The sequence below is a fragment of the Blautia pseudococcoides genome, assembly GCF_001689125.2.
GTDB classification, from domain to species: domain Bacteria; phylum Bacillota; class Clostridia; order Lachnospirales; family Lachnospiraceae; genus Blautia; species Blautia pseudococcoides.
Genome location: NZ_CP015405.2, coordinates 3773855 through 3800356, shown reverse-complemented (window position 1 = coordinate 3800356; position 26502 = coordinate 3773855). Strand labels below are relative to the sequence as shown.

The window sequence follows — 26502 nt, the reverse complement described above, 5'->3', positions numbered from 1 at the left end:
ATCTATGAAAAAATATACGGCAATTGCAGGGCTGGTGGTAGTTACCGTTATCTGGGGAGGGGGATTTGTAGCCAGTGATATGGCGCTTGACAGCTTGCTGCCTTTTCAGATCATGGCGATCCGTTTCCTTTTGGCCTCAGTGCTCATGGGGGGGATCAGCATCCGCAGTCTGAAAGGGATAAAAAAGGAGGAACTGACCGCAGGAGCACTTATGGGAGCCGCCCTTTTTCTGGGATTCTCTCTCCAGATCATAGGGCTGCAGTATACGACTCCGTCAAAAAACGCGTTTCTCACGGCAACGAATGTGGTGCTCGTCCCCTTTATCGCTTTTTTGATCTGCCGGAAAAAGATAGGATACAGGGGCATAGCAGGGGCGGTGCTGGCCATAGCGGGGGTGGGCCTTTTGTCACTGGACAAAGATTTATCCCTGGGTCTTGGTGACGGACTGACACTTATATGCGCAGTGGGATTTGCCTTTCAGATTTTTCTGACCAGTATCTTTGTGAAGAAATACAGGGCCTCTGTGCTGAATTTTATCCAGATGTGTACAGCCGGTATTTTATCTCTGGTATTCATGGCTGCGTCCGGGCAGGTGCATTTTCAGATTACGGCAAAAGGATGGGGGAGTGTCCTCTATCTTGGCATCATCAGCACAACCGTCTGCTACCTGCTCCAGACTGCGTGTCAGAAATACGTGGATGAGACAAAGGCTGCCATTATACTGTCCATGGAATCCGTCTTTGGAACTTTGTTTTCCGTGGTGATACTCCATGAGAGGATCACGCTGCGCATGGTACTGGGATGCGTCATCATTCTGACAGCCGTTATTCTGGCAAATTCCGCCGCGGAGGAGACGCCGGCACCGGCCAAAGACCAGGATATGTGATAATGTTACGGTTGGCTCCGTGACAGCGGCCTGTGAAAAGTAACGTTATAATAATCCATTGCGGGCTTTCCGGCGATATGGCAATATAAACCATGAATGCACCGGCAGGGCTGATGCATATAAAAGGTGTTGAAAATGTATCATGCAGAGAGGAAACTAAGATGGCTACAATAAAAGACATCGCAGATCGGACCGGATTTTCCACAGCAACAGTCTCCAGGGTTTTGAACTACGATGATACGCTGAACGTGCAGGAAGAGACCCGAATGAAGATACTTGATACTGCCAGGGAACTTCAGTATCAGGCAAGAGAGAGAAAGAGCAGGAAGCGCCGTCTGGCAGTGGGGGTTTATTATTCCTATACCAGGGAGGAGGAACTGCGGGATATTTATTACCTTACCGTCCGCCTGGCAGTGGAGAGGAAGCTGGAGGCGGAGAATATGGAGCGCCGTCAGATCCAGAGCCTGGAAGAACTGAAGGATCTGGGAGGACTTGACGGCCTTTTGTGCCTTGGAACATTCAGCAGGAGTATGGTTAAGCAGATTGACGCGTTCGGAAAACCTACTGTGTTCCTGGATGCCATGCCAAAAGGGGACAGGTTTGACTGTGTGGTCAATGATCTGGCCGGCTCTGTGGAGGCGGTCATGGATTATCTGACAGGGCTGGGACATAGAAAGATAGCGTTTATCGGCGGCTTTGAGGTGGACAGGGACGGCGAGGAAGTGCATGACAGCAGAATTGTAGCTTATAAAGAATATATGGAGCGGATTGGGGAGTTTTCCCAGTCTCTCGTGAGGCTGGGAGAATTTACACCGGAAGACGGCTATGTGCTGTGCCGGGAGCTTTTGGAGGAGAAGGAGAGGCCCACGGCAGTATTTGCAAGCAACGACTCCCTGGCAGTGGGATGCTACCGGGCAGTCAGTGAGAAAGGGCTTCGGATCCCAGGGGATATGAGCATTGTGGGGTATAATGATATAGCGGTAGCCAACTATCTGGTCCCATCCCTGACTACAGTGCGGCTGCACATGGAACTTCTGGGCGAGGAGGCAGTCCGCATTCTTCGTGAACACATAGCTTCCGACAGGGAGATCGGGCTGAAGATCATTGTACCTGCAAAGCTTATTGTCCGTGACAGCGCAGGCAGGGTAAAATAGGTTGGTATGCACCATACAAAATTGGAGTTTTTTAACTTTGCATTTTTGTAATGAAGAACTCTATCATCTTCTGTTGAGATTGACTACAATAATATTTAAATAAGAATGCAGCAGAGATGACCGGAATACGACTGCGGTCTGCTTCGGCAGATGTTCAGCGCTATACCGGGTAAAAAGGACAGGAGGTATTTTGTATGGTATCGAAATTTATGCAGACAGCGGCAAACAGGGATTATTCCAAACACTGGCAGGCAGAGGGAAGCTTTCCATGGATTTTCCAGCAGCCCAAACCGCCTATAGGAGAGCGCCCTATCAGTGTCAGAGAAAATTATATCCGGTGTGTAAAAGGGGAGAAACCTTACTGGATGCCGGCTTATTTCTATGAATCCAACACGGTTTGGCCGGACGCCATGGAAGAACATCCGGTGCCGGAGGTGGATGGTTATGACTGGTGGGGGGTGGACTGGTTCATGGTGGAGGGGATCAACGGTATGATCACCCGTCCGGGAACCCGCACCATCTCTGACTTTGCCAATTGGAAAGAGGAACTTCCCTGGCCGGATCTGTCTGTTGTGGACTTTAAAGCCGACGGTGAGAAGCTCCAAAAAGCCATGGACCCTGACAGGCCCCATATTTACGAGTGCGTGGAAGGTATTTTTGAGAGGCTGCATGAGCTTATCCCCTTTGACGAGTCCCTGATCGCCTTCTATGAGGAGCCGGAGCTTCTGGAGGAGTTTTTCCAGAAGATGGCGGACTATAAGATTGAGAGTACAGACCGGATTTTCAAATACTACGGCAGAGTGGACGGTGTTCTCTATCATGATGACTGGGGAACGCAGCGTAGCGGATTTTTCTCAAACGAAATGTTCCGGGAACAGCTTATGCCTGCGACAGCCCGTTATCTGAAATTTGTGAAGGACCAGGGCAGATTCATAGAACTGCATTCCTGCGGACGCAATATGCAGTACGTGCCGGAAATGCTGGAGATGGGGATTGATATGTGGACACCCCAGGCAAATGCCAATGACCCGGATTTTCTGCACAATACCTATGGAAAACAGATGACCTTCTGCTTCCCTATCAATATTGGCGCTGACTGGGAGGAAAAGCAGATCCGAGCGGCGGTCCGTGACTATGTGGACCACTTTGGTGAGAACGGCAGAATGATGGCGTGGATCATGACAGAATCCCCGGACCCTGTAAAAGAAGAGATTGCCAGAGACGAGTTGTATCACTATTCTCTGGCATATTACAACAGGCTGTACCACAGATAAAACCCTGTCTTTATCAGCCGGAGAGTGAAGAGTATAGAAATGATGGAGCAACTCTATATGTTTCGATGGGCAACGGTATCCTGACCTTATTTGAGGACTTTGTGGGTGTGCGGGTGGATCGTGCGTACCATGCGCAGGGATCAAGCAAGTGCTTTATGGTCACAAGGAGGTCATCCCGCCCTGTGATGCAGCCATTTTTCAGTTGAGATAAACGTTTATTTCCGGCTTGGACAGCGGGGAACTGGGGCCGGAACGCTGTGTGGAAATACTCACAACGCTGTATCGGGGGGAATATGTGTGATTTGTACAAGCTAAAACTGCCTTTCTATTGGGAGAATTGCTGAAAATTGTCCATACATTAAAATAGTACTTACAATAATTTCTGAAAGGTGTTATACTAAGACAGTAGGAAGTCGCAGTGATAAGCCTTGTCTTGCCCTTTTCGGTGAGCCGGGGCTTTTTGGTTTTGGAAGGAGCGTGCCGTATGATACAGGAAGGCGATATTGTAGTTTTTAAATGCAGGGGATTGTATGAGGTTCAAAAAGTGGGTACATTGGATTTTTCATGTGCTGACAGGAAGAAATTATACTATACCATGCAGTCTGTGGATGATGAAAAGGAAAAAGCATACATCCCTGTGGAAGGTGACCACAATATCAGGAGACCTGTGACAAGAGAAGAGGCGCTGATGTTGATTGACGAGATGGATGACATTGATATTCTCTGGGTTACGAATGAGCGGATGCGGGAACGGGAATATAAGACCTGCATTTCAAGCTGCGAATGTGAAGCATGGGTAAAAATTCTGAAAACGTTACATCAGAGAACAACAAAAAGAGGTACAATTACCAGTATGGATAAAAAATACCGTCAGATAGCAGAGCGGGCACTTTACAGTGAATTCGCATATGCTCTTGGTATTTCCCAAGATAAAGTGGATGGCTTTATAAAGGACAGACAAAATCTATGACAGAATAAATTTTATAGTAAAATCCCTGTGATGCTTATGCACCCCAGGGATTTTTTTGCCATAGCCAGAATGCCGGACAGTGCAGCTTAGATCTACCAGCAGTTTTTACATGCCTCGTAACTTCCCTCTGCCTGTGAGAGGGGAATCTGGCGGGCTTTGTCGGGATTCATGTTGCCGCAGTTAGGTATGCGGTGGTATTTCTCACCGGTAGCAGAAAGCCATACCATCTGTTCTACAGGCTGGGCTGCGGCGGCCTCTGCCTCCTGAGCGGCAGCAGCCTCAGCCTGAAGCCTTGCTTCCTCCTCGGCCTGCTGTTTGGCCTGGGCTTCTGCCTGGAGCCGTGCCTCCTCCTCGGCCTGCTGTTTGGCCTGGGCTTCTGCCTGGAGCCGTGCTTCCTCCTCGGCCTGAAGTCTTGCCTCCTCCTCCGCTTTTTGTTTTGCCTCCGCTTCTGCCTTTTGTTTTGCCTCCTTCTCCGCTTTTTTCTTTGCCTCTTCTTCCGCTTTTTTCTTGGCTTCCGCCTCGGCTTTTTTATCCGTTACGGAGATGTGTATGGCATTGCTGTTTTTGCCGTCCGGAGTTTTTAGGCAGACGTTGGTTTCCCCTGTTTTCCCTGAGCTTTTAAGCAGACAGGATGACTCTCCCTGGGAATAATCCAGTGTCAGAAGTCCGTTATCTGTCACCAGTTCGAGTTTTTTCGGACGGGCGTCCTCCGGCTGGATCTGGATGTTGATGGGATATTCTGAGTTCACATCCATCTCATAGTTGGACGTGGGAGATATAGAAATCTTCTCAACATCAGGGGGTGATGCCTGCGCGTAACCGAATGCGCACAGGGACAACAGAGATAACGTCCCCAGAGCAGCTGTATACTTTTTCTTTCTGAGCGGCTCCTCCCTGAATTTTCTCCGGTATAGGAAAATAGCCGGAATAAACAAAATCCATGCGTAGGGCAGCAGCGATAGAAGCACCCCGAGGCAGATCAGCACTAAAAAGATATTGAGCAATGTTTTGCCCATAAAATCCCCCCTTTTTTATTACTATTTTACCATAAAATAAAAAGAAGAAAAGAGTTGTAATGAAAGAATATGTAACGATTCTGTGTGATGATTCACGGTTATAAAATATGTACCATTTTGTTTGCGGGAGAGTGGCCTATCCCCAGTCAAATCTTCAGCCAGAGGAAAACATATAGGGGAACTGCTGGTAAAGGACAGCCTGGTACAGGGGCGCAGCTGCGGATTCAGGATTCTGCAGTTCAATGCTGTAGTCAGGAAAAGACGGTCACTATGAGGATATATGCCCATATTACCGGGAATTGTAGAAGAGGAGATCCAGATATGCCAGGTACCGCAGCGGAGGTATTTTGACAGCACTCTATATTTAATATAATACAGATATAATTTATCGTAAAACAATAAAAATATATTGACATTTCCTTCCTGTGGCAATATAATAAATCCAGGAAGAATGGTAGTGGATTATTTTGAAACCGCAGGAGGAGCAAACATGAAGCAAACAGAGATGTCAAAGTATTTAAAAATAATAACAGCAGGAACAGGGATTCTATTTTTGGTTCTGGTAGTATGGTTTCTGCCTTCCGTATTGAAACAAATGCTGGCAGGGCAGGCGGGAAATGCCGTATACTGGGGCACTTGTATCTTTATCTGGATAACCGCAGTGCCTTGTCTGTTTTGCCTGGTCAAATTCTGGGGTGTCTGCAGCAGAATCGGGGAGAACAGGTCTTTTTGCAGGGAAAATGCAGAGGCGCTGAAGCAGATGAGCCATTATACCCTTGCTGATAGTGTGCTGTATGCTTTTTTTCTGGCAGTATTCTGTATACTGGGGTGGTACTCCTTTGGAATCGGATATTTATTCGGCATTGTTTTGATCTTGTTTATTTGTATTACACTTACCGTCCTGTGCGCTGCCCTGTCTCATTTGGTCTATAATGCGAGCCAAATGCAGGAAGACCGGGATTTGACCATATAGGAGGGACAGAAAATGGCGATTATCATTAATATAGATGTTATGCTTGCTAAGCGGAAAATGAGCGTCACGGAACTGTCTGAGCGTGTGGGGATCACAATGGCTAATATCTCCGTATTAAAAAACGGGAAAGCCAAGGCCATTAAGATCAGTACACTAAACAGTATATGCAAAGCTCTGGATTGCCAGCCCGGGGATATCCTGGAGTATGTGGAGGATAAGGCAGACTAACACAACGCTGTAACGGGATGAGGGGCAGTCCGTACGAAGATGCAGGAAAACTATTTAGGTTTGAGAAAGGAGCAGTAAAGTATGAATAGGGATGATAAAATGCCGGCAGACAGCAAGAGCGGTCTGCCCTGTGAAAGTGCGCCCATTTTTGAGGAGGATAAATGGAGAAAGGCAGAACCGGTAGATGCGGACAGAAAAGACAAGTGCTTTGCCTGGCTGTATCTGCTTGTTGGATATGGTTTTGTATACACATTTACCAGTATGAATTTTGGAAGACACCTGGTTTTCTTTACAATAGCATATGCGGCTGTTGTGCTTGCCTATGTATTTCTGAAAGGCGGGCGGCCGGGAAAGGAGAGCTGGTTCTGGCTGGTCATAATGCTAGGCATTGGGGTGCCCTACGCGTTCTGGAGTGCCATGCCCTTTCTGCAGATACCCATGCTGATCGTATGTGCGGCATACTGGACGCTGATCATATCCGGCAGCCTTCTGGAAAAGGATAAGACATCCCAGTGGGTGGTGTTCGATGGATGGAATGCACTTTTGTGGGTGCCCTTTGGAAATTTTGACTGTGGTTTTAGGATTGTAACAGGGCTTCATGCAGACCATGAGGAAAGTGGGGATGAGCTGGAGAAAAGGGGCAGAGGAAAGGATATTAGATATGTCCTGCTGGGTGTGGTCATTGCTGTTCCGGTTCTGTTTATTGTGCTTCCTCTGCTGTCCAGTGCGGATGAAGGGTTTCAGAAAATGATGCAGAACAGCGGACTGTATATACAGGATCATCTCCTGTATACTATTGCCAGAATGATACTGTCCCTGCCTGTTGCGGCATATTTGTTCGGCCTGATTTACGGGGGTATTCATAAGCGGAACACAGACAGGATGGATAAAGAATCACTCAGAGAGACCTGGCGTTCCATCCAAATAGTACCCACGACAGCCATTACCACGGCTATGCTGATCGTATGTGCCATTTACCTGCTGTTCATAGGGCTGCAGGGAAAGTATCTGTTTTCCGCCTTTGCAGGTATCCGTCCTGAAAATTTCACCTACGCGGAATATGCCAGAAGAGGATTTTTTGAACTGTGCCAGACCGCCGCGCTGAATCTGGTCCTTCTCCTGGGCGCAAACCTGTTTGCCGGAAAGAAAAATACGAACAGCGCCGTACTGCGGTGGCTGAATGTCCTGCTCTCTGTTCTGACTCTGCTGCTTATTTTGACAGCTATGAGTAAAATGGTTCTTTATATCACTGCTTTTGGATTTACCATAAAAAGGGTACTGACCATGGTATTTATGATTTGGATGGTACTTGTGTTTACCCTGGTCATCCTTCGCCAGTGGAGGGAGTTTCCTATGGTACGGATCTGCGTCATAGCGGGAGCTGTTTTATACTGTTCCCTTTGTGTGCTTCCGGTTGAACGTATGGTGGATTCTTATGATCAGAGGTATTTCCCCGAACAATTATGGGAGTAGAGTGCTATCCAGAACTGCCGCCATTTGTTATAATCACAGAATGGATAACAAAACACAGAAAAACAGGTGGACAAAGATGAAAAAAATAGCAGTGATCGAAGATGACGAACTCTTAAACCAGGCCCTTGTCATCACTCTGAAGAAAGAAGGCTATCAGGTAACAACCGGGAAATCCTGCAGGGATGGCATTGCCCTGCTTCAGGATAATCCTGACCTGATGCTGGTTGACATAAATCTTCCGGATGGAAATGGTATCTCCATCTGCCGGGAGGCAGAACATTTCGGGAAAACTCCGGTACTTTTTCTGACTGCCAGAGACGAGGAGCGGGATATGCTGGAGGCTTTTGATGCCGGGTGTGACGATTATGTGGTCAAGCCGTTTCAGATGCCTGTTCTGAAAAAACGGATTGAAGCCATTTTGCGCAGGAGCGGCGGGGAGGAGGATCTTTTTCTTTTCCGGGGACTTAGGGTTGACTGGAAGAAGAAACAGGTATTCTGCCAGGAGCAGCAGGTGAGTCTGACCGCAAAGGAATACAGCCTTCTGGAACTTTTGGTCAGAAACAGGGGGCAGGTTCTGACAAAAGAAACTATACTGGAAAGAATATGGGACATTGACGGGCAGTTTGTGGTGGAGAATACGGTAAGCGTCACAGTAAACCGTCTGAGAAAGAAAATTGAACCGGACAAGTCCAGCCCCATATATATTAAAAATGTATTTGGCCTTGGGTACACCTTTGGAGATTAGCCTATGAAAAAGTATTTATATTACACAGCAGGAATCCTCTCCGCCGCTGCGGGGGTCCTGGCCTCCATCATAACCGCCGACGCAGGATATTTGTTTCTGACAGTTCTTTTTCTCTGCTGCTCTATACCGGTATTTTCAGGGATAAGGAAGAAATATGAGAATGACCTGATACAGATCTCTGATATTCTGGAGCAGCTGATCCAGGGAAAGGGCAGTCCGGTCATAACGGAAAACGCTGACAGCCTGGCATCAAAGCTTCAGGCGCAGACTGTCAGGATCCATGCCATGGTGACAAAGTACAATGAAAAACTTTTGGAAGAGCAGGAGGAGGTCCGCCGATTTCTCTCCGAAATCGCCCATCAGATCAGAACGCCGCTTACAAATATGGAGACTTATCTTGATCTTCTGCGGGAGCAGGACTTGACAAAAGAGGAGCAGAACATCTGCATTTGTGCGGTGGAGCAGTCAGAACGGAAAATAAAATTTCTGACAGAGAGCTTCATTTCCGCGTCCCGTATGGAACACCGCATTATCCAGATCAGAAAAGAGAAGCAGGATCTCAGGGAGACCATAGCAAAGGCTATTTTCCAGGTAAGGAAAAAAGCCCAGGTAAAACACATGGAAATAACCCTGGACTGCCCGGCAGCCCTGTCCCTTTCTCATGACAGAAACTGGATCTCCGAGGCAGTGGCAAACCTGCTGGACAACAGCATAAAATATTCCCCTGCGTCTTCCGAAATCATTGTCCGGGCAGTAAAAAATGAGATGTTCACCCAGATTGAGGTCCGCGACTTCGGTATGGGCATCCCCGATGATGAGAACCGGATCTTCCGCCGCTTTTACAGGGGAAGTAATGTGAAAAACCAGGAGGGATTTGGTATCGGCCTGTATATTACAAGAGAAATTGTGAAGAGGCATGAAGGTTTTTTAAAGGTGAAAAAGGAGCTGGACGGAACTTCCATTTCCATTTATCTTCCCTGTTAGAAGATTGTTAGATTTACCTGTTATCCTCAGGATATGGCAGCAGGCATAACTGTGAGTGTATGAAACAGTTAGCAGCAGGCAAATAAACAGGAGCCAGCCGTGAAGTATGCACGGATCTTCCCCTGTGAGCCCGAAGGGGAAAGCAGCAGGGGAAAACGCACAGGAGCATACCTAAGCGGGCGGGCAAGGAGGAAAGTATGGAAGTTTTAAGGACAAGGGGCCTTGAAAAGATTTACAAAACAGGGGAGTTTGTGGTCCGGGCACTGGACGGCGTGGATATGGATATCAGGGAAGGAGAATTTATTTCCATTATAGGTTCATCGGGAAGTGGGAAGACAACTCTTCTAAACATGCTGGGCGGGCTGGATTATCCCACAACAGGCAGTGTGATCGTCAGAGGTTACGAGCTGGCAGCCATGGACCATGATGAGCTAACCGTATTCAGACGCAGGAATATCGGATTTGTGTTCCAGAATTATAATCTGGTTTCCGTGCTGGATGTATACGAAAATATTGTCCTTCCGCTGAAACTGGACGGAGTAAAGATCAACCGGGAATTTGTAGACAGGATCATCCACTCCCTGGGCCTGGATGAGAAGATCCGCCAGATGCCGGGCACCCTTTCCGGCGGACAGCAGCAGCGTGTGGCCATAGCCAGGGCGCTGGTGACAAAACCCGCTATTATCCTGGCAGATGAACCCACCGGAAACCTGGATTCCAAAACCGGACTAGAGGTGATCGGCCTTATGAAGACCATGGCCCAGGAGTATTCCCAGACCATAGTCATTGTCACCCACAATGAGGAGATCGCCCAGATGACAGACCGGATGATCCGGATTGAGGACGGGCGTATCTGCAGGAGGGAGGACTGACCATGGAACTGAGGAACAACAACAGAGAGGTTATCCGGGAACTTGCGCAGGCCAATTACAGGAAGAACAGGGGGAGGAACCGTATCCTGACATTTGCTGCCGCCCTGGCTGTGTTCATGGTATTCGGCGCATTCAGTATTGCCAGGGGCAAAATGGACGCGGACTATCTGTTATACGCCAGAAACGGGGGAAGTGTTGCCAGCCTTTCACTGGAGAATGGTTCGGAAAAACAGTATGAAAAAATAAAAACACTGGATTACGTGAAAAATACAGGGGTGGAAAATGATTTTGCTGTCTGGCAAAAAGAGGGGGCCTCTGTGATGGGCTGTACGGTTCTTGACAACACAGCCTTTGAAAAGCTGCAGAAGCCGGCTTATACAGATGTTACAGGACATTATCCCAGAGAAAAAAATGAGGTAATGCTGCCGCTTAGAGGGCTTGAACAGCTTGGAATAGAAAATCCTGCTGCAGGTATGACTTTGAATGCAGAGCTTCTTCAAAACGGCAGCAGGGAGAGCATGGAGGACAGCTTTGTCTTATCCGGTTACTATAAGGATTATGTAAACCCATTGCTGAATGCCCCTATTGCCTATTTTTCCGAGGCATACCTTGAAAGCCTGGGGATTCCCAAATTTCCTGCCAGCTATATCCTCATGGAACAGGACGGGATTCTTGCAGACGGAGAATTTATGGAGGAAAAGCTCTATGAGGATGTGCAGACAGAATCTGTCTCCCAGCAGTTCATTGGAATGAACTCCCTGACCTTTACGGTTGTGGAGGATTTTGCGGGCAGCTATCTGGTTGCGTTTCTCTGCAGTGTCATGATCCTGGGCGGTGCGTTTCTTTTGATCTATAATGTGCTGTCCATCACATTTGGCAATGACATACGGCAGTACGGACTGCTGAAGACCATCGGCACCACTAACAGCCAGATCCGGAAGATCGTATTCAGACAGACCGGAAAAGTGATTCTAGCCGGATGCCTTATGGGGGCAGCGGCCGGCTCTCTGGTAATGAAGTTTGTCCTTCCCGGGACGCTTGGGGAATTATATCTGCATGGGATGGGAAGTGCCAGGGGCATGACTGGTTTTTATCCCGGGTTTTTGGCAGTCAGCGTTGTGTTTGTGAGTATGACGACTCTGCTGGCAGCCGGGATTGCTGTCCGCAAAGTGATGAGGCTCAGTCCTATAGAGTCTGTCCGCTATGAGGAGACCACATCTGTGGCAGCCGGCCATACCGGGGGCCGCCTGAGGCCTGCCCTGCACCGGCAGAACAGCGCCCGGCGGGACGGCGGAAGAAGAAATCACTGCGGGGATGGCACGTCTTTTGCGGGGATGGCCTGGAGGAATATTGTCCGTTCCAGAAGACGGTTTACAGTTACCCTGCTTTCCCTGAGTATCGGATGCGTTTCCGCTCTGGGAGCAGTGGTCATCAGCAGGGGGACAGACATTACAAACAGCATTGAGGAGCGTCCGGATTTCGATATCAGTACCTTTGCAAATATTGTGTACGATGCCGGTTCTTCTGAATATGATTGGAATGATGATACACCGGTCATTACAGAAGAGATAAGAGACAAAATACTGGCAGTGGATGGGGTTACTGCTGAAAATACAAGTTATACAAAAGGCTGCTTTGCCATGCTTGATATGCCTTCTGCTACTAAGGGGATAGAGAACAGCGGGGACGAAGCCCTTCTGCCCCGTTTGAAGTCTGTATATGGTTCCATGGACGCTAATTTTTTTACTACTGTGCAGATTGTAGATGATGCCTTTGTAAAAGAACTGAGGGAGTATGCGGATGCCTATGGCATAAAAGCAGATGTGGAAAGTCTGGAAAACGGTACAGGCGCCATGCTCCTGCACACTCATGAGCTGTCAAAAGAACTGCAGGAGGACGCTGACAAAACGATTGGGAAGCCCCTGCACTTTTACAGCCTTTCACTTTTTGAGGAGATGGTGGATGACAAATACCTGAAAGGGGAACTCACCTGTGCAGGATATCTGGACATATTCAAAAAACATTTTCCAAAACTGAGAATGACAACCCACGGAAGCGGCATCAACTATTTTATCATGACAGAGAAAGCTTTTAAGAGCCTGGAGTTTAAGGAAAAGATTTTCGGTATACAGATTGAGGTGGACAGGCAGAAGGAGCCTCTGGTCAAACAGGAACTTACGCAGATCATACAGCAGGAAAACCGGACCAGAAGTGAAGCGCACTATATCTATATGAACAGTAAATCAGATGCTCTCCGGGACGCTTCCTCCTATATCCGGGCAAGCAGGATCATTATGGGGGCATTGAGTGTTCTTCTGGTGGTCATGGGAATCACCAATTACTTTAACACACTGTACACAAGCCTTTCAGCCAGGCAAAAAGAGCTGGCCGTTATGGAGAGTGTGGGAATGACTGGAAAACAACTGGGCAGGCTGGTGGTTTTGGAAGGGGCATTTTACGGACTGAGCGTGATCGGGATTCTGCTGACATTTGGTTCCGCAGTTCTCTGGATCCTTGGAAAAGCCATAAAACAGAACTTGCTTTACTTTAAATTTTATTATCCCTGGGCATGGATGGGGGGAATCGCTGTGTGTCTGTTCCTTATCTGCGTATTGACTGCAGCATGCATATACAGGCGGATGACAGAAAAAAGCATAACAGAACGCCTGCGGAGGTATGCGGACTGAAATTCCGCGTACCTGCCTGCACATCATGTGAAAAATTTATATATTTCTGTAACGAAATCAATGCGGGAAGCTCTTATGGGTAAGGAGGACGAAAGATGCAGGATATGGAGTGGATCTACACAAAATATGCTGTCCAGGTATACAAGTACCTGTTCAGCCTCTGCCGTAATCCTCACACAGCGGAAGAACTGACACAGGAGACATTTTTCAGGGCTTTGAAATCCATTGACAGCTTTCGGGGCGACTGCAGGCTTTATGTCTGGCTCTGCCAGATCGCAAAGAATCTCTGGATCAGAGAGCAAAAGCAGGTGCAGAGGGTAGAGGGGGAGGAACCGGGAGAGGAAATCCCGTCAAAAGCCCTGCAGCCCGATGAGGAAGTGATAGCCAGGGATGAAAGAATGTACCTGTATAAGAGGCTGCATCAGCTTCCGGAACCTGTCCGCGAGGTTATGTATCTCAGGATCAGCGGTGATTTCAGTTTCCGGGAGATCGGGGAGATACTGGGCAGAGATGAGAACTGGGCACGGGTGACATTTTACCGCGGCAAGCAGAAAATCAGAGAGGAGAACAGGCATGAAATGTGATGTGGTGCGGGACCTTCTGCCTTCCTATGCAGACAGGCTGACCAGTGGGGAGAGCAACAGGGAAATCGATAAACATTTAAAGACATGTGAGAATTGCAGACAGTATTATCAGGAAATGACAGGGGAAGGCCCGGAAATCCTGCCAAAAGCAGATGTGAAAGACGCGGCTTTACTTGCGGGAATGAGGAAAAAGAGAAAGCGGGCACTGCTTGCTGCAGTTATCGTTATTTTGATTCTGGCGGCAGGCGGGCTGTGGACTTTCATAGGATACAGCGTGGGGAGCAGCAAAGTCCTGGCTGAGGATGTAAAACTGTCCTATGGCCGGAAGGAAGACACGGCTTATCTGGAGATGGAACCAAGAGGAGGAGCGTTTGAATTCAGCAGCTTCACCGAAAAAATACAGGACAGCAGCGGAAATATTATCGGTACGCGTACCCGCCTGAAGGCGCAGCGCTTTAGAAAAGGCTGGTTTGTAAAAGGCAGCATGGGCTGGAAAAACGAGATAGAGGGTGGAGATTATATCTGTGAATGGGTTCTGGAATTTTCCGATAAGACCCTTACGATCAGAAACGGAAAGCTGATCAGTGAAAAAGACACAACGTCTTTACCTCAGGATTGAAAAACGAAAATTTAGATGGGACAAAGGAGAGTTGGGTTTACTCAGCCCTCCTTTTGTGCATAATGTACAGGAAACAGAATCAGAAATTGTACATATAATGGAATCTAACGAAAACTATTGACTTTCCAAACATAGGATGTTAGGATGTATTCAGAAAGAAAAACAACCAACGTAGGATGTATTGAAGCGGGAGAACTTAAAGGAGGTATTTATGAAAGCTAGGGTGTTAAGCCTGCTGTTGGCCGGGGCCGTTATGACAGGGCTGCTTACGGGGTGCGGCGGCGCTGAGAATGTGGAGGCTTCAGGGGAAACCGGGAATGGTTATCATAAGATCGAACTGGTCATGGCAGTGAATGGAACGGACATTCAGATTGACTCCAGAGTAGCAGACAAATTTGCGGAGCTGGTGGAGGAAGCATCCGATGGAAATGTGACCATTGCTGTGTATCCCAATGACCAGCTCGCCGGAGGAAACTCTACAAAGGGAATTGAGATGATAGCAGGCGGGGGAGTGGACCTGGCAGCCTACGCTACATGTGTTATGGCAGTGATAGACGAGCAGTTATCTGTGGCAACCATTCCATGGGTATTTGATGATTACAAACATGCAAGAGAGATCATTGACAGTACCGGCGGCGAGTATTACGCAGAGCGTCTGGAGGCAAAAGGAATCACCTATCTGGGTTCTTTCCACAATGGTTTCCGCCAGATCACAAACAGCAAACGTGAGGTGCGTACACCGGAAGATGTAAAGAGACTGAAAATCCGTGTGCCGGGCAGTGAAGTCTATATGAAGTTCTTCAAAACTTTAGGCGCTGACCCGGTGGCAATGAGCTGGAGCGAGGTCTTCACAGCCATCCAGCAGGGAACCATCGACGGACAGGAAAACGGCATCTGTATCACGGAATCTGCCAAGATGGATGAGATTCAGGACTATCTCACATTGTGGAATTATACATATGAAAACGATTTATTTGTAGCAAACACGGAGATCTGGGAATCTCTGGAGCAGAAGACAAGGGAACTACTTCAGGAAAAGGCAAGAGAAGCATGTGAGTGGGGAAGAGATACGGTGGAGGAAGAAGAGGCAGCCATTGTGGAAGAGTTCAAATCCGAGGGCATGACGGTAACAGAATTAAACGCAGAAGAAATGGATGCCTTTAAGGATGAGATCAGCGGTGTAAAACAAGAATTTATTGACAAATACGGCGAGAAGGCCTGTAAGGCTTTCCGGATAGAAAGCGAATAGAGAGGGAGGAAATGAAATGCGGATATTTGACAAGATAGAGGAAATACTGGCAGCTGCCTGTCTGATCGTTATGACGATCCTCACATTTGCCAACGTGGTTGCCAGATACCTGTTCAGCGCATCCTTTTCTTTTTCAGAGGAGATCACAACCTACCTCTTTGTACTGCTGAGTATGCTGGGCACAGCAATAGCGGCAAAGCGGAGAGCCCATCTGGGGCTGAGTATTGTGACCGATGCGGTGGGACCCAAGGTGGAAAAAGTGTTAAAGATCATAGGTTATTTTGTGGCAGTTTTGTTTACGGGAGCTATTTTCTACTACGGAATCCTCATGGTGAGGAATCAGAGGATTCTGGGGCAGGTTACGGCAGGTATGCAGTGGCCTGAATGGATCTTCGGTTCCTTTGTGCCAATCGGTGCATTCTTTGCAGTCATTCGTTTTTTACAGGTTTTAATAGAAGAGATCAAGAGAAATCCCGAAAAGGAGGTAAGCAAATAGTGGTAGCAGCAATCCTTTTTATAAGCTTCGCCGTACTGCTTCTCATGGGAGCGCCCATAGCGGTGTGTCTTGGCACTTCCAGTGTGGTTGCCATGATCGCCCAGGGAGCAGGAAGACCGCTGGATACAGTAATGAGCAGTCTTCCCATGATCGTATCGGCGTCAACCAGCAAATTCGTATTACTGGCAATTCCTTTCTTCATCTTAGCAGGAAATATTATGGAGAAAGCGGGAATATCAGAGAAACTTATCAAACTGGCTGAGGCCTGTGTAGGCCATATCAGAGGCGGGCTTGCCATTGTATGTGTCATTGTTTCCTGTTTCTTCGCGGCTATTTCGGGTTCAGGACCGGCAACTGTGGCGGCACTTGGAGTTATCGTTGTGCCGGCCATGATCAAATCAGGCTATAAACCTGCGTTTTCGGCAGCGTTAATGGCAGCGGCCGGAGCCATAGGGGTCATCATTCCTCCTTCCATAACCTTTGTGGTATATGGCTCCATCGCCGATACATCCATCGGTGAACTGTTTATTGCAGGACTTATTCCGGGTCTTCTGATGGGAGCGGCACTGATGGTGGTGGCTCTTGTGGTAGGAAGAAAATCCGATTTGAAGACACTGCCGAAAGCCGGCAAAAAAGAGCGCTGGCTGGCGTTTAAAGATGCGTTCTGGGGGCTTATGATGCCGGTTATTATTCTGGGCGGTATCTATGGTGGTATTTTCACCCCAACAGAGGCAGCGGCAGTATCGGTTGTGTACGGACTGTTTGTAGGAGTTTTTGTTTACAAGAAGATAAGGCTGAAAGAGTTTTATGCCATACTTCTTGATACTACATCCACCACAGCCACGGTTATGTTTATTACAGCGGCAGCCAGCCTGTTCGCATATGTACTTACCAGGGCAAGACTGGATGTAGCCATCAGTTCCGCGCTTCAAAGTGCAACAGGCGGAAATGTGATCGTTTTCTTTATTATAGTAAATATTATTCTGCTGATCGCAGGCTGCTTCCTGGATTCCACTTCCGCTTTATTTATCTTTACCCCGCTGTTCGTGCCGGTGGCACAGGCGTTGGGTGTGGATCTGATTCACCTGGGCGTGGTGATGATCGTCAACCTGGCGATCGGGCTTTTCACTCCTCCGGTAGGGGTGAACCTCTATGTGGCATGCGGTGTGGGCAATGTAAACTTAAAGCAGATATCAAAAGCAGTGATCTCATTGATCATAGCAGCACTGATCGTATTGCTGTTCGTAACCTATATACCTAAAATCTCATTGTTATTCTTATAAAAAGGAGCGGGGAATATGAAAAATGTAAGCGTTGAAGAACTGGAAAGAGAGAGTATCGAATTAAGAAAAAAGGTGATCACCATGATTCACAAAGCGAAATCCGGTCATCCCGGCGGGTCACTGTCCGCAGCCGACTTTGTGACAGCCCTGTATTTCAGGGAAATGAATCTGGACCCCAAAAACCCTAAATGGGAGGATAGAGACCGTTTTGTCCTTTCAAAAGGCCATGTGTGTCCGGTACAGTACGCGGCACTGGCGACCCTGGGATTCTTTGATGAACCGGTACTGGGTACCCTCCGCCAGGAAGGTTCTATCCTGCAGGGACATCCTGATATGAAAAAATGCCCCGGCATTGATATCTCCACCGGTTCCCTGGGACAGGGACTGGCCTGCGGCGTAGGGATGGGCATTGCGGCTAAGAGAGATGGCAAAGATTACCGTGTATTTGTAGTGGTGGGCGACGGCGAATGTCAGGAAGGCGAAATCTGGGAGGCAGCGCAGACCGCACATAAATATGAGCTGGATAACCTGGTGGTATTTGTGGACAACAATAACCTGCAGCTTGACGGCACCACCGATGAAGTTATGCCTAATATCAATCTGGGTGAGAAATTCAGGGCCTTTGGGTTTGATCCTTATGAGATTGACGGACATGATATGAAACAGATCGTGGACACCTTAGACAGAATCCGCATGAGAAAGAACGGGAAACCCAAATGTATCTTTGCCAACACAGTGAAGGGAAAAGGCGTTTCCTTTATGGAGAACCAGTGCGGATGGCATGGAGTTGCGCCAAATGACCAGCAGTACCAACAGGCAATGGACGAACTGGATGCACAGCTTAAAAAACTGGAAGTCAGAAAATCAGCATAAGCGGATGGAGGATAAGAATATGAGTGAAATAAATAAAGCGACCAGAGATGGTTTTGGTGAGGAGATCGTAAAGCTGGGTAAGCTGGACAACGATATTTATGTAGTGGATGTTGATATAGGTAAATCCTGCAAGACAGGGGAGTTCCGCAAACAGCTTCCCAAACAGTATTTGAATGTGGGGATCGCAGAACAGAACGCGGCCGGCGTTGCTGCAGGCCTTGCCACCTGCGGAAAGGTTCCCTTTGTAGTGACCTACGCTGTGTTCGGTTCCCTGAGAATGTGTGAGATGATCCGACAGGAGATCTGTTATCCTAAACTAAATGTAAAAATCGCCTGCTCCCACGGGGGTGTTACACCGGCAAATGACGGCGCCAGCCATCAGAGTATAGAGGACATGGGTGTTCTGCGTACTATCCCTAACATGACGGTTCTCATGCCTGCGGATTACAATTCAGCCAAGAAGCTGGTAAAAGCAGCCGCAGATTATGAAGGGCCTGTCTATCTGCGCTTTACCAGGGATGCCATTCCGGTCATTTATCCGGAAGACGCGGAATTTGAGATCGGCAAAGCCAACAAGTTAAAAGACGGAAAAGATGTCTCTATCATTGCCAACGGGGATACCGTATCCATTGCCATGAAAGCGGCAGAGCTATTGGAAGCCCAGGGTGTATCCGTGAAACTTTTGGATATGCACACCATCAAGCCGCTGGATGCTGACGCGGTTATGGAGTGTGTGAATGAAACAGGCAGGATCATCACTGTGGAAGACCACAATATTATGAACGGCCTGGGCAGCGCAGTCAGTGAGGTGGCCGCAGATACAGGGAAATGTGTTGTAAAACGTATCGGTATCCAGGACCAGTTCGGCCAGTCCGCCCCTTATGAGAGACTACTGGAAATGAACGGGATCACAGTGGAAAATATAGTGGATACAGCAAAAGCATTAGTAAAATGATCAGGAGGATAATGAAAATGTTTGATTTTGACGGACAGGTAGTAATTGTAACAGGAAGCGGCTCACCGAAAGGAATTGGCAAGACCATTGCAAAAACATTTGCAAAACAAAAAGCAGCAGTAGTGATCGCCGACATGAATGAAGCGGGCGTACAGGACACTGTAAACGAGATCAGGGCTGAGGGCCAAGAGGCCATGGGCGTGACAGTCAATGTAACGGATGAGGCATCTGTGCAGAAAATGGTGGATGACATTATGGGTGCTTACGGCAGAATTGACGTGCTGGTGAACAATGCGGGCATTTCCCAGAAGGTGACCGTTGAGGATATGACACTGGCAGATATGAGAAAGATTTTTGAAGTCAACATGTTCGGCCTGTTCCTCTGCACACAGAAATGCATGAAGATCATGCGTGACCAGAAATACGGAAGGATCGTAAATCTGTCCTCCGTATCCGGAAAAAGAGGCGGCGGTGTATTCGGCGGCGCACATTATTCCGCTTCCAAAGCGGCGGTACTGGCATTTTCCAAGAATCTTTCGAGAGAGATCTCCGCGGAAGGCGTTACAGTGAACAGTGTCTGTCCGGGGCTTATTAACACAGAAATCTGGAAATCTCTTCCCAGGGAGGACGCGGATAAAATCATCGACGGAATCCCCATGGGACGTCCGGGCGAGACGCAGGAGGTGGCAAATGCCATTGTATTCCTGGCATCCAAGGAGGCTTCCTATATAACAGGCGAGGAAATCGACATCAACGGCGGCTCGCATATGGATTAGGCAGGTTACTGGCCTAAACAATACAAACACCCCTTATTTTATCCGGGTATGATAGACAAAAGCCGACTTTTATGGTAGTATGTAGGTTGTAGGATAAACCGATAAAGGGGTGAGTAAAATGCAGAACATCAGTTATTTAAAAAAGGTAAACAGTGAATCAGTAGTACAGCAGGTGATCAATGCGCTGACGGAAGCCATGCTTAACAGGGAACTTCGTCCCGGAGATAAAATACCCACGGAGGCAGAGCTTGCCGAAAGCATGGGCGTGGGAAGAAACTCCATCCGTGAGGCCATTAAGATCCTGGTATACCTGGGAGTGCTTGAGATCAGGCGGGCAGAGGGAACCTTTGTCTGTGAGGGATTTTCTGAGAGCATGATCGACCCTATGATTTACGGTATTATTTTAGATAAAGAGGATTCATATGAAAATCTTATGGAACTGCGTGAACTGATAGAGGTTGGTGTGATGCAGCTCGCCATGCAGAAGATTCAGGAAGACGATCTGTATATACTGAAAGAGAAGCTGAACCGCATGGAGAAAGAGATCAACAAGGGGCCGGAGAACGTGGAGAACGCCTTCTGGGCCGACAATGAATTCCATAATACCATATCAGATATGGGGAAGAATCCCCTGGTGAATAAAATCAACCAGGTGGTGCGGGTGCTGACTCATTCCATGAGACTGAAAACCGTGGAGACAATGATCAAGACGGGAAGAGGCTGGGAATTATTTGAAGCACACCAGAAAATCTATGAGATGATGGCAAATAAAGTGACAGACAATCTGAACTCGGCTGTAAGAAAAACATACTTTTCTGATATTCCTTTCACAGGGGCAGAAGAGTAGCCCTCGTTCAATTTCCGATCGCAGTCATTTGATGGATGCCCTGTCCATTCATTGTTATATCGCCATGACCGCAGGTGTACGCCGGATATTGGCACAGAAGCCTTCCGCCTTTGCCCCCAGAGAATATCTGAAAGCAGGAAGAGCCAATGTAAAAGAACTGGTGTACCGGAAACGCGCCCTCCGCTGAAAGTTCAGCGGAGGGATTTTTATTTATAGGTTGATTATGTTCCGGATTAATTATAAAATAGCTTATAAGTCGTACATGATCGAGGAAAAGATATGCAGTGGAATATTGTGGCGGAGTGTATTTCCGGAATCAACCTTATTATCATCTGGTTTTATTCAAGGAAAAGTAATCTGGTCCCTTCGTTGAGGAACCGTCTGTTTCAGTTCTGTTTTTTAGTGACCTTTTGCGCTATGTCCTTTAACATCGCGTCTACCATTATGATCGCCTACCCTGACAAATTTCCATATCTTCTGAACTGGCTGGTGACAACCGTTTATTTTGTAGCCACCCCTCTTATGGGAATGGCCTATTTTTTCTATACCTTAGCCACCGTGTTTGAAAACAGAGGGAATCCTCCAAAGATTTTGGCATGGACTGCTCTTCCCGGGGGTATTTATTTTCTGCTGGTTCTCTGGAATCCGCTTTCAAAGATATTATTCAGCATCAGCAAAGACGGAGCGTACACCCGGGGGCCGCTCATCTCTCTGACGTATATTATATTTTATCTGTATGGCGTGGCAGCCATGGTGGCTGTTGTTGTTTGGAGAAAGTACATGGAACGGGCGATCATAAGGATACTGGCTATATTTCCCATGATCGCGCTGGTGGTCATTGTTGTCCAGCAGCTTTATCCCACCGTGATCCTCTCCGGCTCCGCGGCCACCTGCGCGCTGCTGATCATTTATCTGTATCTGCAGAATAAACAAAACTCTGTGGATTATCTTACCGGTCTGCCAAACCGGCAGGAATTTCTGAAAATGATAGAACTGCTGATCGGAAAATCGAAGTATTTTAATATTACAGTGCTCTCCCTGAGAGGGTTTAAGCGCATCAATGATACCTATGGACAGCATACCGGGGATTTGCTTCTCCAGGAAATTGCATCTTATCTTAAAGGCATTTCAGAGCCTCACTGCCTGTACCGTTTCAGCGGTGATGAATTTGCCATTTTATCCTATGGGCCTCTTGACGCCGGTATAGGCACGAAAGTGGAAAAACTGGAGCAGAGGATGCAGCAGGCCTGGAACTGGGGGGAAAACAACTGTGTTGTCCCTGCCGTGATCGGAGTTGTGGGGTATCCCGAGTGTGCCAATACAGTAGAAGATTTGATCAGCGGAATTGAATATTCTGTATCCATGGCAAAGGGGGCGTCCGGCACCAATGTCTATTTCTGCGGACACGAAATGCTGAATTCTTTGCATAGGCGGCGGAAGATCGTGGAGATACTGGAGAAGAATCTGAGAGATAACAGTTTCTCCGTCTTTTACCAGCCTATCATTTCTACCTCTACAGGGAAGTATACAGTTGCGGAGTCTCTGCTGCGCATACCGGATTCACCCATTGGCCCCCTCTATCCAAATGAATTCATACCCATTGCGGAGGAGACAGGCATGATCGTGGAGATCACCTATCAGATACTTGACAAGGTATGCGGGTTTATCAACAGGCTGTCCCGGGAAAATATTGAATTTGACGGAGTGCACGTGAACTTTTCCGGCCGGCAGTTTTCTCAGATTGGCCTGGCAGAAAAAGTGGCGGAGATCATTGAAAAGAATCAGACTCCTTTTTCCAGGATCAAGATAGAGATCACAGAGAGTATACTTGCAGAGAACGCGGAGGCGGTGGAGGAATTTTCCCTGGAAATGCAGAAACGGGGAGTTCTCATTGAGCTGGATGATTTTGGGACCGGGTACTCCAATATTGTGTCAGTCATGAACACGCCTCTGGATACGGTAAAGCTGGACAAAAGCCTTATCTGGTCTGCCATGGAGAAAAGGGAGACGGCAGCTATGGTCAAAAGCCTGTCAACCGTATTTCACGAGATGGGACTACAAGTCCTTGCAGAGGGTGTGGAGAATGAGGAGCAGGAGACCTTTGTAAAAAGCTGCGGGATAGATTACATTCAGGGCTTTTATTTTTCCAGACCCCTTCCGGAGGAGGAAGCCTTTTCTTTTATAAAAAATGCGCAGAGCCTGTAGTTCTTTATTTTTAGCCGGCAATGCATACGGAGGATGGAACCATGGAAAAGAGACAGCTTACAACAATGGAGAAGCTGAGCTTCGGAGGCGGTGATGTTGCCAACTGTGTTACGTTTGGGGTGACTTCAGCTTACCTGTCTTACTATTATACCGAATGAGGGGCTGGCAACCCTGCTTCTGGCCATGTCGCCCATCTCCATGCTGGTCAGCTCCCCGTTTATCGGGCAGGTGCTTGACCGGGTGGGGAACAGGAAAAGCATGGTCCTGGGAAGTATGGGGATGATACTTTCTATACTGGGCATGGCAGTTTCCGGCAGCAGTGTGGCAGGACAGGTTGTGTTTAATTTTCTCTGCGGCGCAGCCTCCAACCTTTGTACAGGTCCATTGTATTCCGCATGTTCCGATACTATGGATGAGGTGGAGTATCTGACAGGGGAAAGGCCTCAGGGAATCATGACTTCTGTGATGATGTGCACCAATAAGCTGGGAATCGCGTTTGCGCCCATTATCTCCTCTATTGTTTTGGGAGCAGGCGGTTATACAGCCGGCAGTGCCCAGTCTGCAAAAGCCCTTGCGGCTATCAAAGGAAATGTATTCTGGATTCCGGCTGTACTCTCAGGGCTGGGAATTCTGGCTGCACTGTTTTTTGACCTGGATAAAAAGCACGGAACCATAACGGAAGTTCTGGAAAAGAGAAGAAATAAAATTGTATAATTGAATCCCAGTGGTATCGGCAGATGACGGTAAGGAGATAAAAGGCATGGCGTTCTGTGAATGCAATATCTCGGGGCCATGCCTTTTTAGATTGGATTCATGTATTTTTCATAGTTTGTTTCTTGACCTTACAGCAGGTGTATAGTTTAGAATAGCATATGACAGCAAATAAAGCCGGGTACCCTCGGAACAGGGGACGGCATTTAATGAGGTGGAATGATGAAACAAAAAAAGTTGAATGTAACTTACAGGGATTTAGAAAAAAAGGATTATCCCTACATTGAGAAGATTATCAGGGACACATGGAACTATGACAGCATCTGCGACAAGCCGTCCACAGCAAAGCAGATGGCAAAGGTATATCTGAGAGGCTGTCTGACACAGAAAACCTTTGCCAGGGTGGCTGTCTGCAGGGACAGGGTTGTGGGGATCATTATCGGGCAGTATAATGGTGACAGGAAAATGAATGTGGGTATGCACATAAAAAGTTTTTTCAGCGGCCTGAGACTGATGCTGTCCGGGGACGGAAGGAAAGTGGGAAGACAGTTCCGGGGATTTGACAAAACAGATAAAGAGATGCTGGAAGGCTGCGGAAAAAAGTTTGACGGGGAGGTTGTATTTTTTGCCGTGTCTAAGGCAGTCAGAGGATGCGGCGTGGGAAAAGAGCTGTGGGGACAGTTAAGAGGCTATTTCCGGGCCAAAGGTGCAGAAAGTGTCTATGTCTATACCGATAATACCTGTAATTATAAATTTTATGAAAGCCAGGAGTTTGAGCGCCTGGACTGCCGTGAACTGTTGGTGAGTCCCCGCGGTCAGAGATTCCGTCTGGAGATGTATCTTTATGAATATAACTTTTAAACCGGTCACAGAGGAGAACAGAGCAGATGTCCTGCAGCTTAAGGTGGGAAAAGGGCAGGAACATTTTATTGAGAGTGTACAGCAGTGCCTGGATGAGGCGGATAAAAGGAAAAGCTGGAGACCTGTGGGGATCTACCATGGGGAGGAACTGGTGGGATTCGCTATGTACGGATTTTTCTGGGAGTATTTTCCGGCCGGGCGGGTCTGGATGGACAGGCTTTTGATTGATGAGAAATATCAGGGAAAAGGATACGGCAAAGCAGCGCTGCACCTGTTACTGGAACGGCTCACAAAGGAATACGGCAGAAAGAAAATATACCTGAGTGTTATCGGGGGAAACGATGTGGCTGCCGGTATGTATAAAAATGCCGGTTTCCGATTTACGGGAGGCAGGGACCTACATGGGGAGTATATCATGGTTTGTGAACAGAAATAGGCCGCAAAAAAAACAATTTATTTGTCATAATCATACACGAAAATATAAACATTTTGTAAATATTGGATAAAAATTAAAGGAAAAATGATGAAATCTCCAAGGAAATTTAGTACAATACTTTTATACAGTGTTTACGATGTGAAAAAAGACAGCATTCGGCTGTCAGGAAGAAGAAAGGGGAGACATGATTATGGCAGATTGGAAAGAGTTATTAAAAAACGGATACGATGATGTCAGGGAGCTTGCAGGACGCCTGCATATTACAGAGGAGGAGCTTCCTGCGCTTTGTAAGATCCAGGATATGTTTCCCATGTTTGTGAATCCTTATTATTTGTCTCTTGTGGACGAAAATGACCCGGAGGATCCCATAAGAAAACTCTGTATCCCGGCAGATGCGGAACTGAAGGCCGGAGGCGAGATGGATACCAGCGGTGAGCATGACAACACAGTTATGACGGGAATGCAGCATAAGTATGATGCCACAGTGCTGATACTCTCCACAAACCAGTGCGCCATGTACTGCCGTCACTGCTTCCGCAAGCGTCTGGTAGGGCTGTCAGGTGATGAAATCGCGGAGTATATCAGCGAAATGGCCCAGTATGTGCGGCAGCATGAGGAGATTAATAATGTGCTGGTGTCCGGCGGCGACGCGTTTCTCAACAGCAACCGGACCATTAGAAAGTATTTGGAGGAATTTTCAGGGATCGAACATCTGAACCTGATCCGCTTCGGCAGCAGAACCCCTGTGGTGCTTCCGCAGAGGATCACCACAGATCCGGAATTGGTGGATATGCTTACCGCGTATGGAAAGAAAAAACAGATTTACGTTGTCACCCAGTTTAACCATCCCAGGGAGCTGACGGAAGAGGCGGCAGAAGCTGTACATACCCTGATGCGGGCCGGAATCGTAGTGAAGAACCAAACAGTGCTGTTAAAGGGGGTAAATGACAGGCCCGAAATCCTGGGCAAACTTCTGCAGGAGACTACAGCCATGGGCATTATTCCCTATTATGTGTTCCAGTGCAGGCCTGTGACCGGGGTACACAGCCAGTTCCAGGTGCCTCTGCATGAGGCCTTCCGCATTGTGGAGCGCGCAAAACAGATGCAGAGCGGCCAGGGAAAATGTTTCCGCTATGTCCTCTCCCATGTAACCGGCAAGATTGAGATTTTAGGTGAGATGGGGGACGGTAATATGTTGTTTAAATATCACCAGGCAAAAGATGAGAAAGACAAAGGACGTATCTTTTCCAGTAAGATCGGGGAGAAACAGTGCTGGCTGGAGTAAAAAGAGGCTGCCATAAAAAGGACATTTCGCATGAGGAAGTGTCCTTTTTAGTTTACATAA

At 47.7% G+C, this 26502-nt stretch carries 27 protein-coding genes; 26 read left to right on the top strand and 1 reads right to left on the bottom strand.

Annotation, left to right across the window (positions count from 1 at the left end):
- The first annotated feature begins 4 nt into the window (after positions 1 to 4).
- The 4 genes from A4V09_RS17910 (at position 5) to A4V09_RS17895 (ending at position 4284) form a co-directional block, all read left to right on the top strand.
- Positions 5 to 886: a DMT family transporter gene (locus tag A4V09_RS17910; RefSeq protein WP_065543537.1), complete on the top strand. Its 882-nt coding sequence runs from the start codon at positions 5 to 7 to the stop codon at positions 884 to 886.
- Positions 887 to 1047: 161 nt separating this feature from the next.
- Positions 1048 to 2040 (top strand): LacI family DNA-binding transcriptional regulator, encoded by a 993-nt coding sequence (locus tag A4V09_RS17905; RefSeq protein WP_065544855.1) that lies wholly within the window; start codon positions 1048 to 1050, stop codon positions 2038 to 2040.
- A gap of 194 nt (positions 2041 to 2234) precedes the next feature.
- Entirely contained in the window at positions 2235 to 3314 is a 1080-nt protein-coding gene (locus A4V09_RS17900) for a uroporphyrinogen decarboxylase family protein (protein ID WP_065543536.1), read from the top strand.
- Between the two features lie 484 nt (positions 3315 to 3798).
- The gene (locus A4V09_RS17895) at positions 3799 to 4284 is read left to right on the top strand and encodes a CarD family transcriptional regulator (protein WP_065543535.1); all 486 of its coding nucleotides are present in this window, start codon (positions 3799 to 3801) and stop codon (positions 4282 to 4284) included.
- 92 nt (positions 4285 to 4376) lie between these two features.
- Here A4V09_RS17895 and A4V09_RS25535 read toward each other — a convergent pair whose 3' ends face one another.
- Positions 4377 to 5300 (bottom strand): hypothetical protein, encoded by a 924-nt coding sequence (locus tag A4V09_RS25535; RefSeq protein WP_065543534.1) that lies wholly within the window; start codon positions 5298 to 5300, stop codon positions 4377 to 4379.
- A gap of 490 nt (positions 5301 to 5790) precedes the next feature.
- Here A4V09_RS25535 and A4V09_RS17880 point away from each other — a divergent pair, with 490 nt between their 5' ends.
- From A4V09_RS17880 to A4V09_RS17780, 22 genes are all read left to right on the top strand, one after another.
- A complete protein-coding gene (locus A4V09_RS17880) occupies positions 5791 to 6273 on the top strand; it encodes a DUF2975 domain-containing protein (protein ID WP_157766973.1) in 483 nt (160 codons plus the stop codon).
- A gap of 12 nt (positions 6274 to 6285) precedes the next feature.
- A complete protein-coding gene (locus A4V09_RS17875; RefSeq protein ID WP_065543531.1) occupies positions 6286 to 6501 on the top strand; it encodes a helix-turn-helix domain-containing protein in 216 nt (71 codons plus the stop codon).
- 81 nt (positions 6502 to 6582) lie between these two features.
- The gene (locus A4V09_RS17870) at positions 6583 to 7974 is read left to right on the top strand and encodes a DUF4153 domain-containing protein (protein WP_065543530.1); all 1392 of its coding nucleotides are present in this window, start codon (positions 6583 to 6585) and stop codon (positions 7972 to 7974) included.
- Between the two features lie 76 nt (positions 7975 to 8050).
- Positions 8051 to 8719: a response regulator transcription factor gene (locus A4V09_RS17865; protein ID WP_065543529.1), complete on the top strand. Its 669-nt coding sequence runs from the start codon at positions 8051 to 8053 to the stop codon at positions 8717 to 8719.
- Positions 8720 to 8722: 3 nt separating this feature from the next.
- The gene (locus tag A4V09_RS17860) at positions 8723 to 9703 is read left to right on the top strand and encodes a sensor histidine kinase (protein WP_065543528.1); all 981 of its coding nucleotides are present in this window, start codon (positions 8723 to 8725) and stop codon (positions 9701 to 9703) included.
- Between the two features lie 197 nt (positions 9704 to 9900).
- The gene (locus tag A4V09_RS17855) at positions 9901 to 10575 is read left to right on the top strand and encodes an ABC transporter ATP-binding protein (protein WP_065543527.1); all 675 of its coding nucleotides are present in this window, start codon (positions 9901 to 9903) and stop codon (positions 10573 to 10575) included.
- Between the two features lie 2 nt (positions 10576 to 10577).
- Positions 10578 to 13262, top strand: a complete 2685-nt coding sequence (locus A4V09_RS17850; protein WP_065543526.1) for an FtsX-like permease family protein — start codon at positions 10578 to 10580, stop codon at positions 13260 to 13262.
- 95 nt (positions 13263 to 13357) lie between these two features.
- On the top strand, positions 13358 to 13846 hold the full coding sequence (locus tag A4V09_RS17845; RefSeq protein WP_065543525.1) for an RNA polymerase sigma factor: 489 nt from the start codon (positions 13358 to 13360) through the stop codon (positions 13844 to 13846).
- Positions 13836 to 14465, top strand: a complete 630-nt coding sequence (locus A4V09_RS17840) for a zf-HC2 domain-containing protein (RefSeq protein ID WP_065543524.1) — start codon at positions 13836 to 13838, stop codon at positions 14463 to 14465. The genes A4V09_RS17845 and A4V09_RS17840 overlap by 11 nt, the downstream gene beginning before the upstream one ends.
- Before the next feature lie 211 nt (positions 14466 to 14676).
- Entirely contained in the window at positions 14677 to 15714 is a 1038-nt protein-coding gene (locus A4V09_RS17835) for a DctP family TRAP transporter solute-binding subunit (RefSeq protein WP_065543523.1), read from the top strand.
- A 16-nt stretch (positions 15715 to 15730) separates the two neighbouring features.
- Entirely contained in the window at positions 15731 to 16210 is a 480-nt protein-coding gene (locus A4V09_RS17830; RefSeq protein ID WP_065543522.1) for a TRAP transporter small permease, read from the top strand.
- On the top strand, positions 16210 to 17493 hold the full coding sequence (locus A4V09_RS17825) for a TRAP transporter large permease (protein ID WP_065543521.1): 1284 nt from the start codon (positions 16210 to 16212) through the stop codon (positions 17491 to 17493). The genes A4V09_RS17830 and A4V09_RS17825 overlap by 1 nt, the downstream gene beginning before the upstream one ends.
- A gap of 15 nt (positions 17494 to 17508) precedes the next feature.
- Positions 17509 to 18366 (top strand): transketolase, encoded by an 858-nt coding sequence (locus A4V09_RS17820; RefSeq protein ID WP_065543520.1) that lies wholly within the window; start codon positions 17509 to 17511, stop codon positions 18364 to 18366.
- A 19-nt stretch (positions 18367 to 18385) separates the two neighbouring features.
- Positions 18386 to 19321: a transketolase family protein gene (locus tag A4V09_RS17815; protein ID WP_089280638.1), complete on the top strand. Its 936-nt coding sequence runs from the start codon at positions 18386 to 18388 to the stop codon at positions 19319 to 19321.
- Between the two features lie 17 nt (positions 19322 to 19338).
- Entirely contained in the window at positions 19339 to 20097 is a 759-nt protein-coding gene (locus tag A4V09_RS17810) for an SDR family NAD(P)-dependent oxidoreductase (RefSeq protein WP_065543519.1), read from the top strand.
- Positions 20098 to 20215: 118 nt separating this feature from the next.
- Entirely contained in the window at positions 20216 to 20944 is a 729-nt protein-coding gene (locus A4V09_RS17805; RefSeq protein WP_065543518.1) for a FadR/GntR family transcriptional regulator, read from the top strand.
- A 31-nt stretch (positions 20945 to 20975) separates the two neighbouring features.
- Positions 20976 to 21131: a hypothetical protein gene (locus tag A4V09_RS24605; RefSeq protein WP_198168553.1), complete on the top strand. Its 156-nt coding sequence runs from the start codon at positions 20976 to 20978 to the stop codon at positions 21129 to 21131.
- Between the two features lie 92 nt (positions 21132 to 21223).
- Positions 21224 to 23149: a putative bifunctional diguanylate cyclase/phosphodiesterase gene (locus A4V09_RS17800; RefSeq protein ID WP_065543517.1), complete on the top strand. Its 1926-nt coding sequence runs from the start codon at positions 21224 to 21226 to the stop codon at positions 23147 to 23149.
- 144 nt (positions 23150 to 23293) lie between these two features.
- Entirely contained in the window at positions 23294 to 23863 is a 570-nt protein-coding gene (locus tag A4V09_RS17795) for an MFS transporter (RefSeq protein WP_330396583.1), read from the top strand.
- Positions 23864 to 24079: 216 nt separating this feature from the next.
- Entirely contained in the window at positions 24080 to 24721 is a 642-nt protein-coding gene (locus tag A4V09_RS17790; RefSeq protein WP_084043656.1) for a GNAT family N-acetyltransferase, read from the top strand.
- A complete protein-coding gene (locus A4V09_RS17785; RefSeq protein ID WP_065543514.1) occupies positions 24705 to 25157 on the top strand; it encodes a GNAT family N-acetyltransferase in 453 nt (150 codons plus the stop codon). Before A4V09_RS17790 ends, A4V09_RS17785 begins: the two co-directional genes overlap by 17 nt.
- Before the next feature lie 190 nt (positions 25158 to 25347).
- The gene (locus A4V09_RS17780) at positions 25348 to 26442 is read left to right on the top strand and encodes a KamA family radical SAM protein (RefSeq protein WP_065543513.1); all 1095 of its coding nucleotides are present in this window, start codon (positions 25348 to 25350) and stop codon (positions 26440 to 26442) included.
- The last annotated feature ends 60 nt before the right edge of the window (positions 26443 to 26502 follow it).

What these genes read in the sequence shown, in the direction of transcription:
- A4V09_RS17910 (WP_065543537.1), top strand. Translation starts at nt 5, where the DNA reads ATGAAAAAATATACGGCAATTGCAGGGCTGGTGGTAGTTACCGTTATC.
- A4V09_RS17875 (WP_065543531.1), top strand. Translation starts at nt 6,286, where the DNA reads ATGGCGATTATCATTAATATAGATGTTATGCTTGCTAAGCGGAAAATG.
- A4V09_RS17870 (WP_065543530.1), top strand. Translation starts at nt 6,583, where the DNA reads ATGAATAGGGATGATAAAATGCCGGCAGACAGCAAGAGCGGTCTGCCC.
- A4V09_RS17900 (WP_065543536.1), top strand. Translation starts at nt 2,235, where the DNA reads ATGGTATCGAAATTTATGCAGACAGCGGCAAACAGGGATTATTCCAAA.
- A4V09_RS17855 (WP_065543527.1), top strand. Translation starts at nt 9,901, where the DNA reads ATGGAAGTTTTAAGGACAAGGGGCCTTGAAAAGATTTACAAAACAGGG.
- A4V09_RS17780 (WP_065543513.1), top strand. Translation starts at nt 25,348, where the DNA reads ATGGCAGATTGGAAAGAGTTATTAAAAAACGGATACGATGATGTCAGG.
- A4V09_RS17835 (WP_065543523.1), top strand. Translation starts at nt 14,677, where the DNA reads ATGAAAGCTAGGGTGTTAAGCCTGCTGTTGGCCGGGGCCGTTATGACA.
- A4V09_RS17860 (WP_065543528.1), top strand. Translation starts at nt 8,723, where the DNA reads ATGAAAAAGTATTTATATTACACAGCAGGAATCCTCTCCGCCGCTGCG.
- A4V09_RS17850 (WP_065543526.1), top strand. Translation starts at nt 10,578, where the DNA reads ATGGAACTGAGGAACAACAACAGAGAGGTTATCCGGGAACTTGCGCAG.
- A4V09_RS17785 (WP_065543514.1), top strand. Translation starts at nt 24,705, where the DNA reads ATGAATATAACTTTTAAACCGGTCACAGAGGAGAACAGAGCAGATGTC.
- A4V09_RS17895 (WP_065543535.1), top strand. Translation starts at nt 3,799, where the DNA reads ATGATACAGGAAGGCGATATTGTAGTTTTTAAATGCAGGGGATTGTAT.
- A4V09_RS17830 (WP_065543522.1), top strand. Translation starts at nt 15,731, where the DNA reads ATGCGGATATTTGACAAGATAGAGGAAATACTGGCAGCTGCCTGTCTG.
- A4V09_RS17810 (WP_065543519.1), top strand. Translation starts at nt 19,339, where the DNA reads ATGTTTGATTTTGACGGACAGGTAGTAATTGTAACAGGAAGCGGCTCA.
- A4V09_RS17790 (WP_084043656.1), top strand. Translation starts at nt 24,080, where the DNA reads ATGATGAAACAAAAAAAGTTGAATGTAACTTACAGGGATTTAGAAAAA.
- A4V09_RS17880 (WP_157766973.1), top strand. Translation starts at nt 5,791, where the DNA reads ATGAAGCAAACAGAGATGTCAAAGTATTTAAAAATAATAACAGCAGGA.
- A4V09_RS17800 (WP_065543517.1), top strand. Translation starts at nt 21,224, where the DNA reads ATGCAGTGGAATATTGTGGCGGAGTGTATTTCCGGAATCAACCTTATT.
- A4V09_RS17815 (WP_089280638.1), top strand. Translation starts at nt 18,386, where the DNA reads ATGAGTGAAATAAATAAAGCGACCAGAGATGGTTTTGGTGAGGAGATC.
- A4V09_RS24605 (WP_198168553.1), top strand. Translation starts at nt 20,976, where the DNA reads ATGGATGCCCTGTCCATTCATTGTTATATCGCCATGACCGCAGGTGTA.
- A4V09_RS25535 (WP_065543534.1), bottom strand. Translation starts at nt 5,300, where the DNA reads ATGGGCAAAACATTGCTCAATATCTTTTTAGTGCTGATCTGCCTCGGG.
- A4V09_RS17845 (WP_065543525.1), top strand. Translation starts at nt 13,358, where the DNA reads ATGCAGGATATGGAGTGGATCTACACAAAATATGCTGTCCAGGTATAC.
- A4V09_RS17865 (WP_065543529.1), top strand. Translation starts at nt 8,051, where the DNA reads ATGAAAAAAATAGCAGTGATCGAAGATGACGAACTCTTAAACCAGGCC.
- A4V09_RS17820 (WP_065543520.1), top strand. Translation starts at nt 17,509, where the DNA reads ATGAAAAATGTAAGCGTTGAAGAACTGGAAAGAGAGAGTATCGAATTA.
- A4V09_RS17840 (WP_065543524.1), top strand. Translation starts at nt 13,836, where the DNA reads ATGAAATGTGATGTGGTGCGGGACCTTCTGCCTTCCTATGCAGACAGG.
- A4V09_RS17805 (WP_065543518.1), top strand. Translation starts at nt 20,216, where the DNA reads ATGCAGAACATCAGTTATTTAAAAAAGGTAAACAGTGAATCAGTAGTA.
- A4V09_RS17905 (WP_065544855.1), top strand. Translation starts at nt 1,048, where the DNA reads ATGGCTACAATAAAAGACATCGCAGATCGGACCGGATTTTCCACAGCA.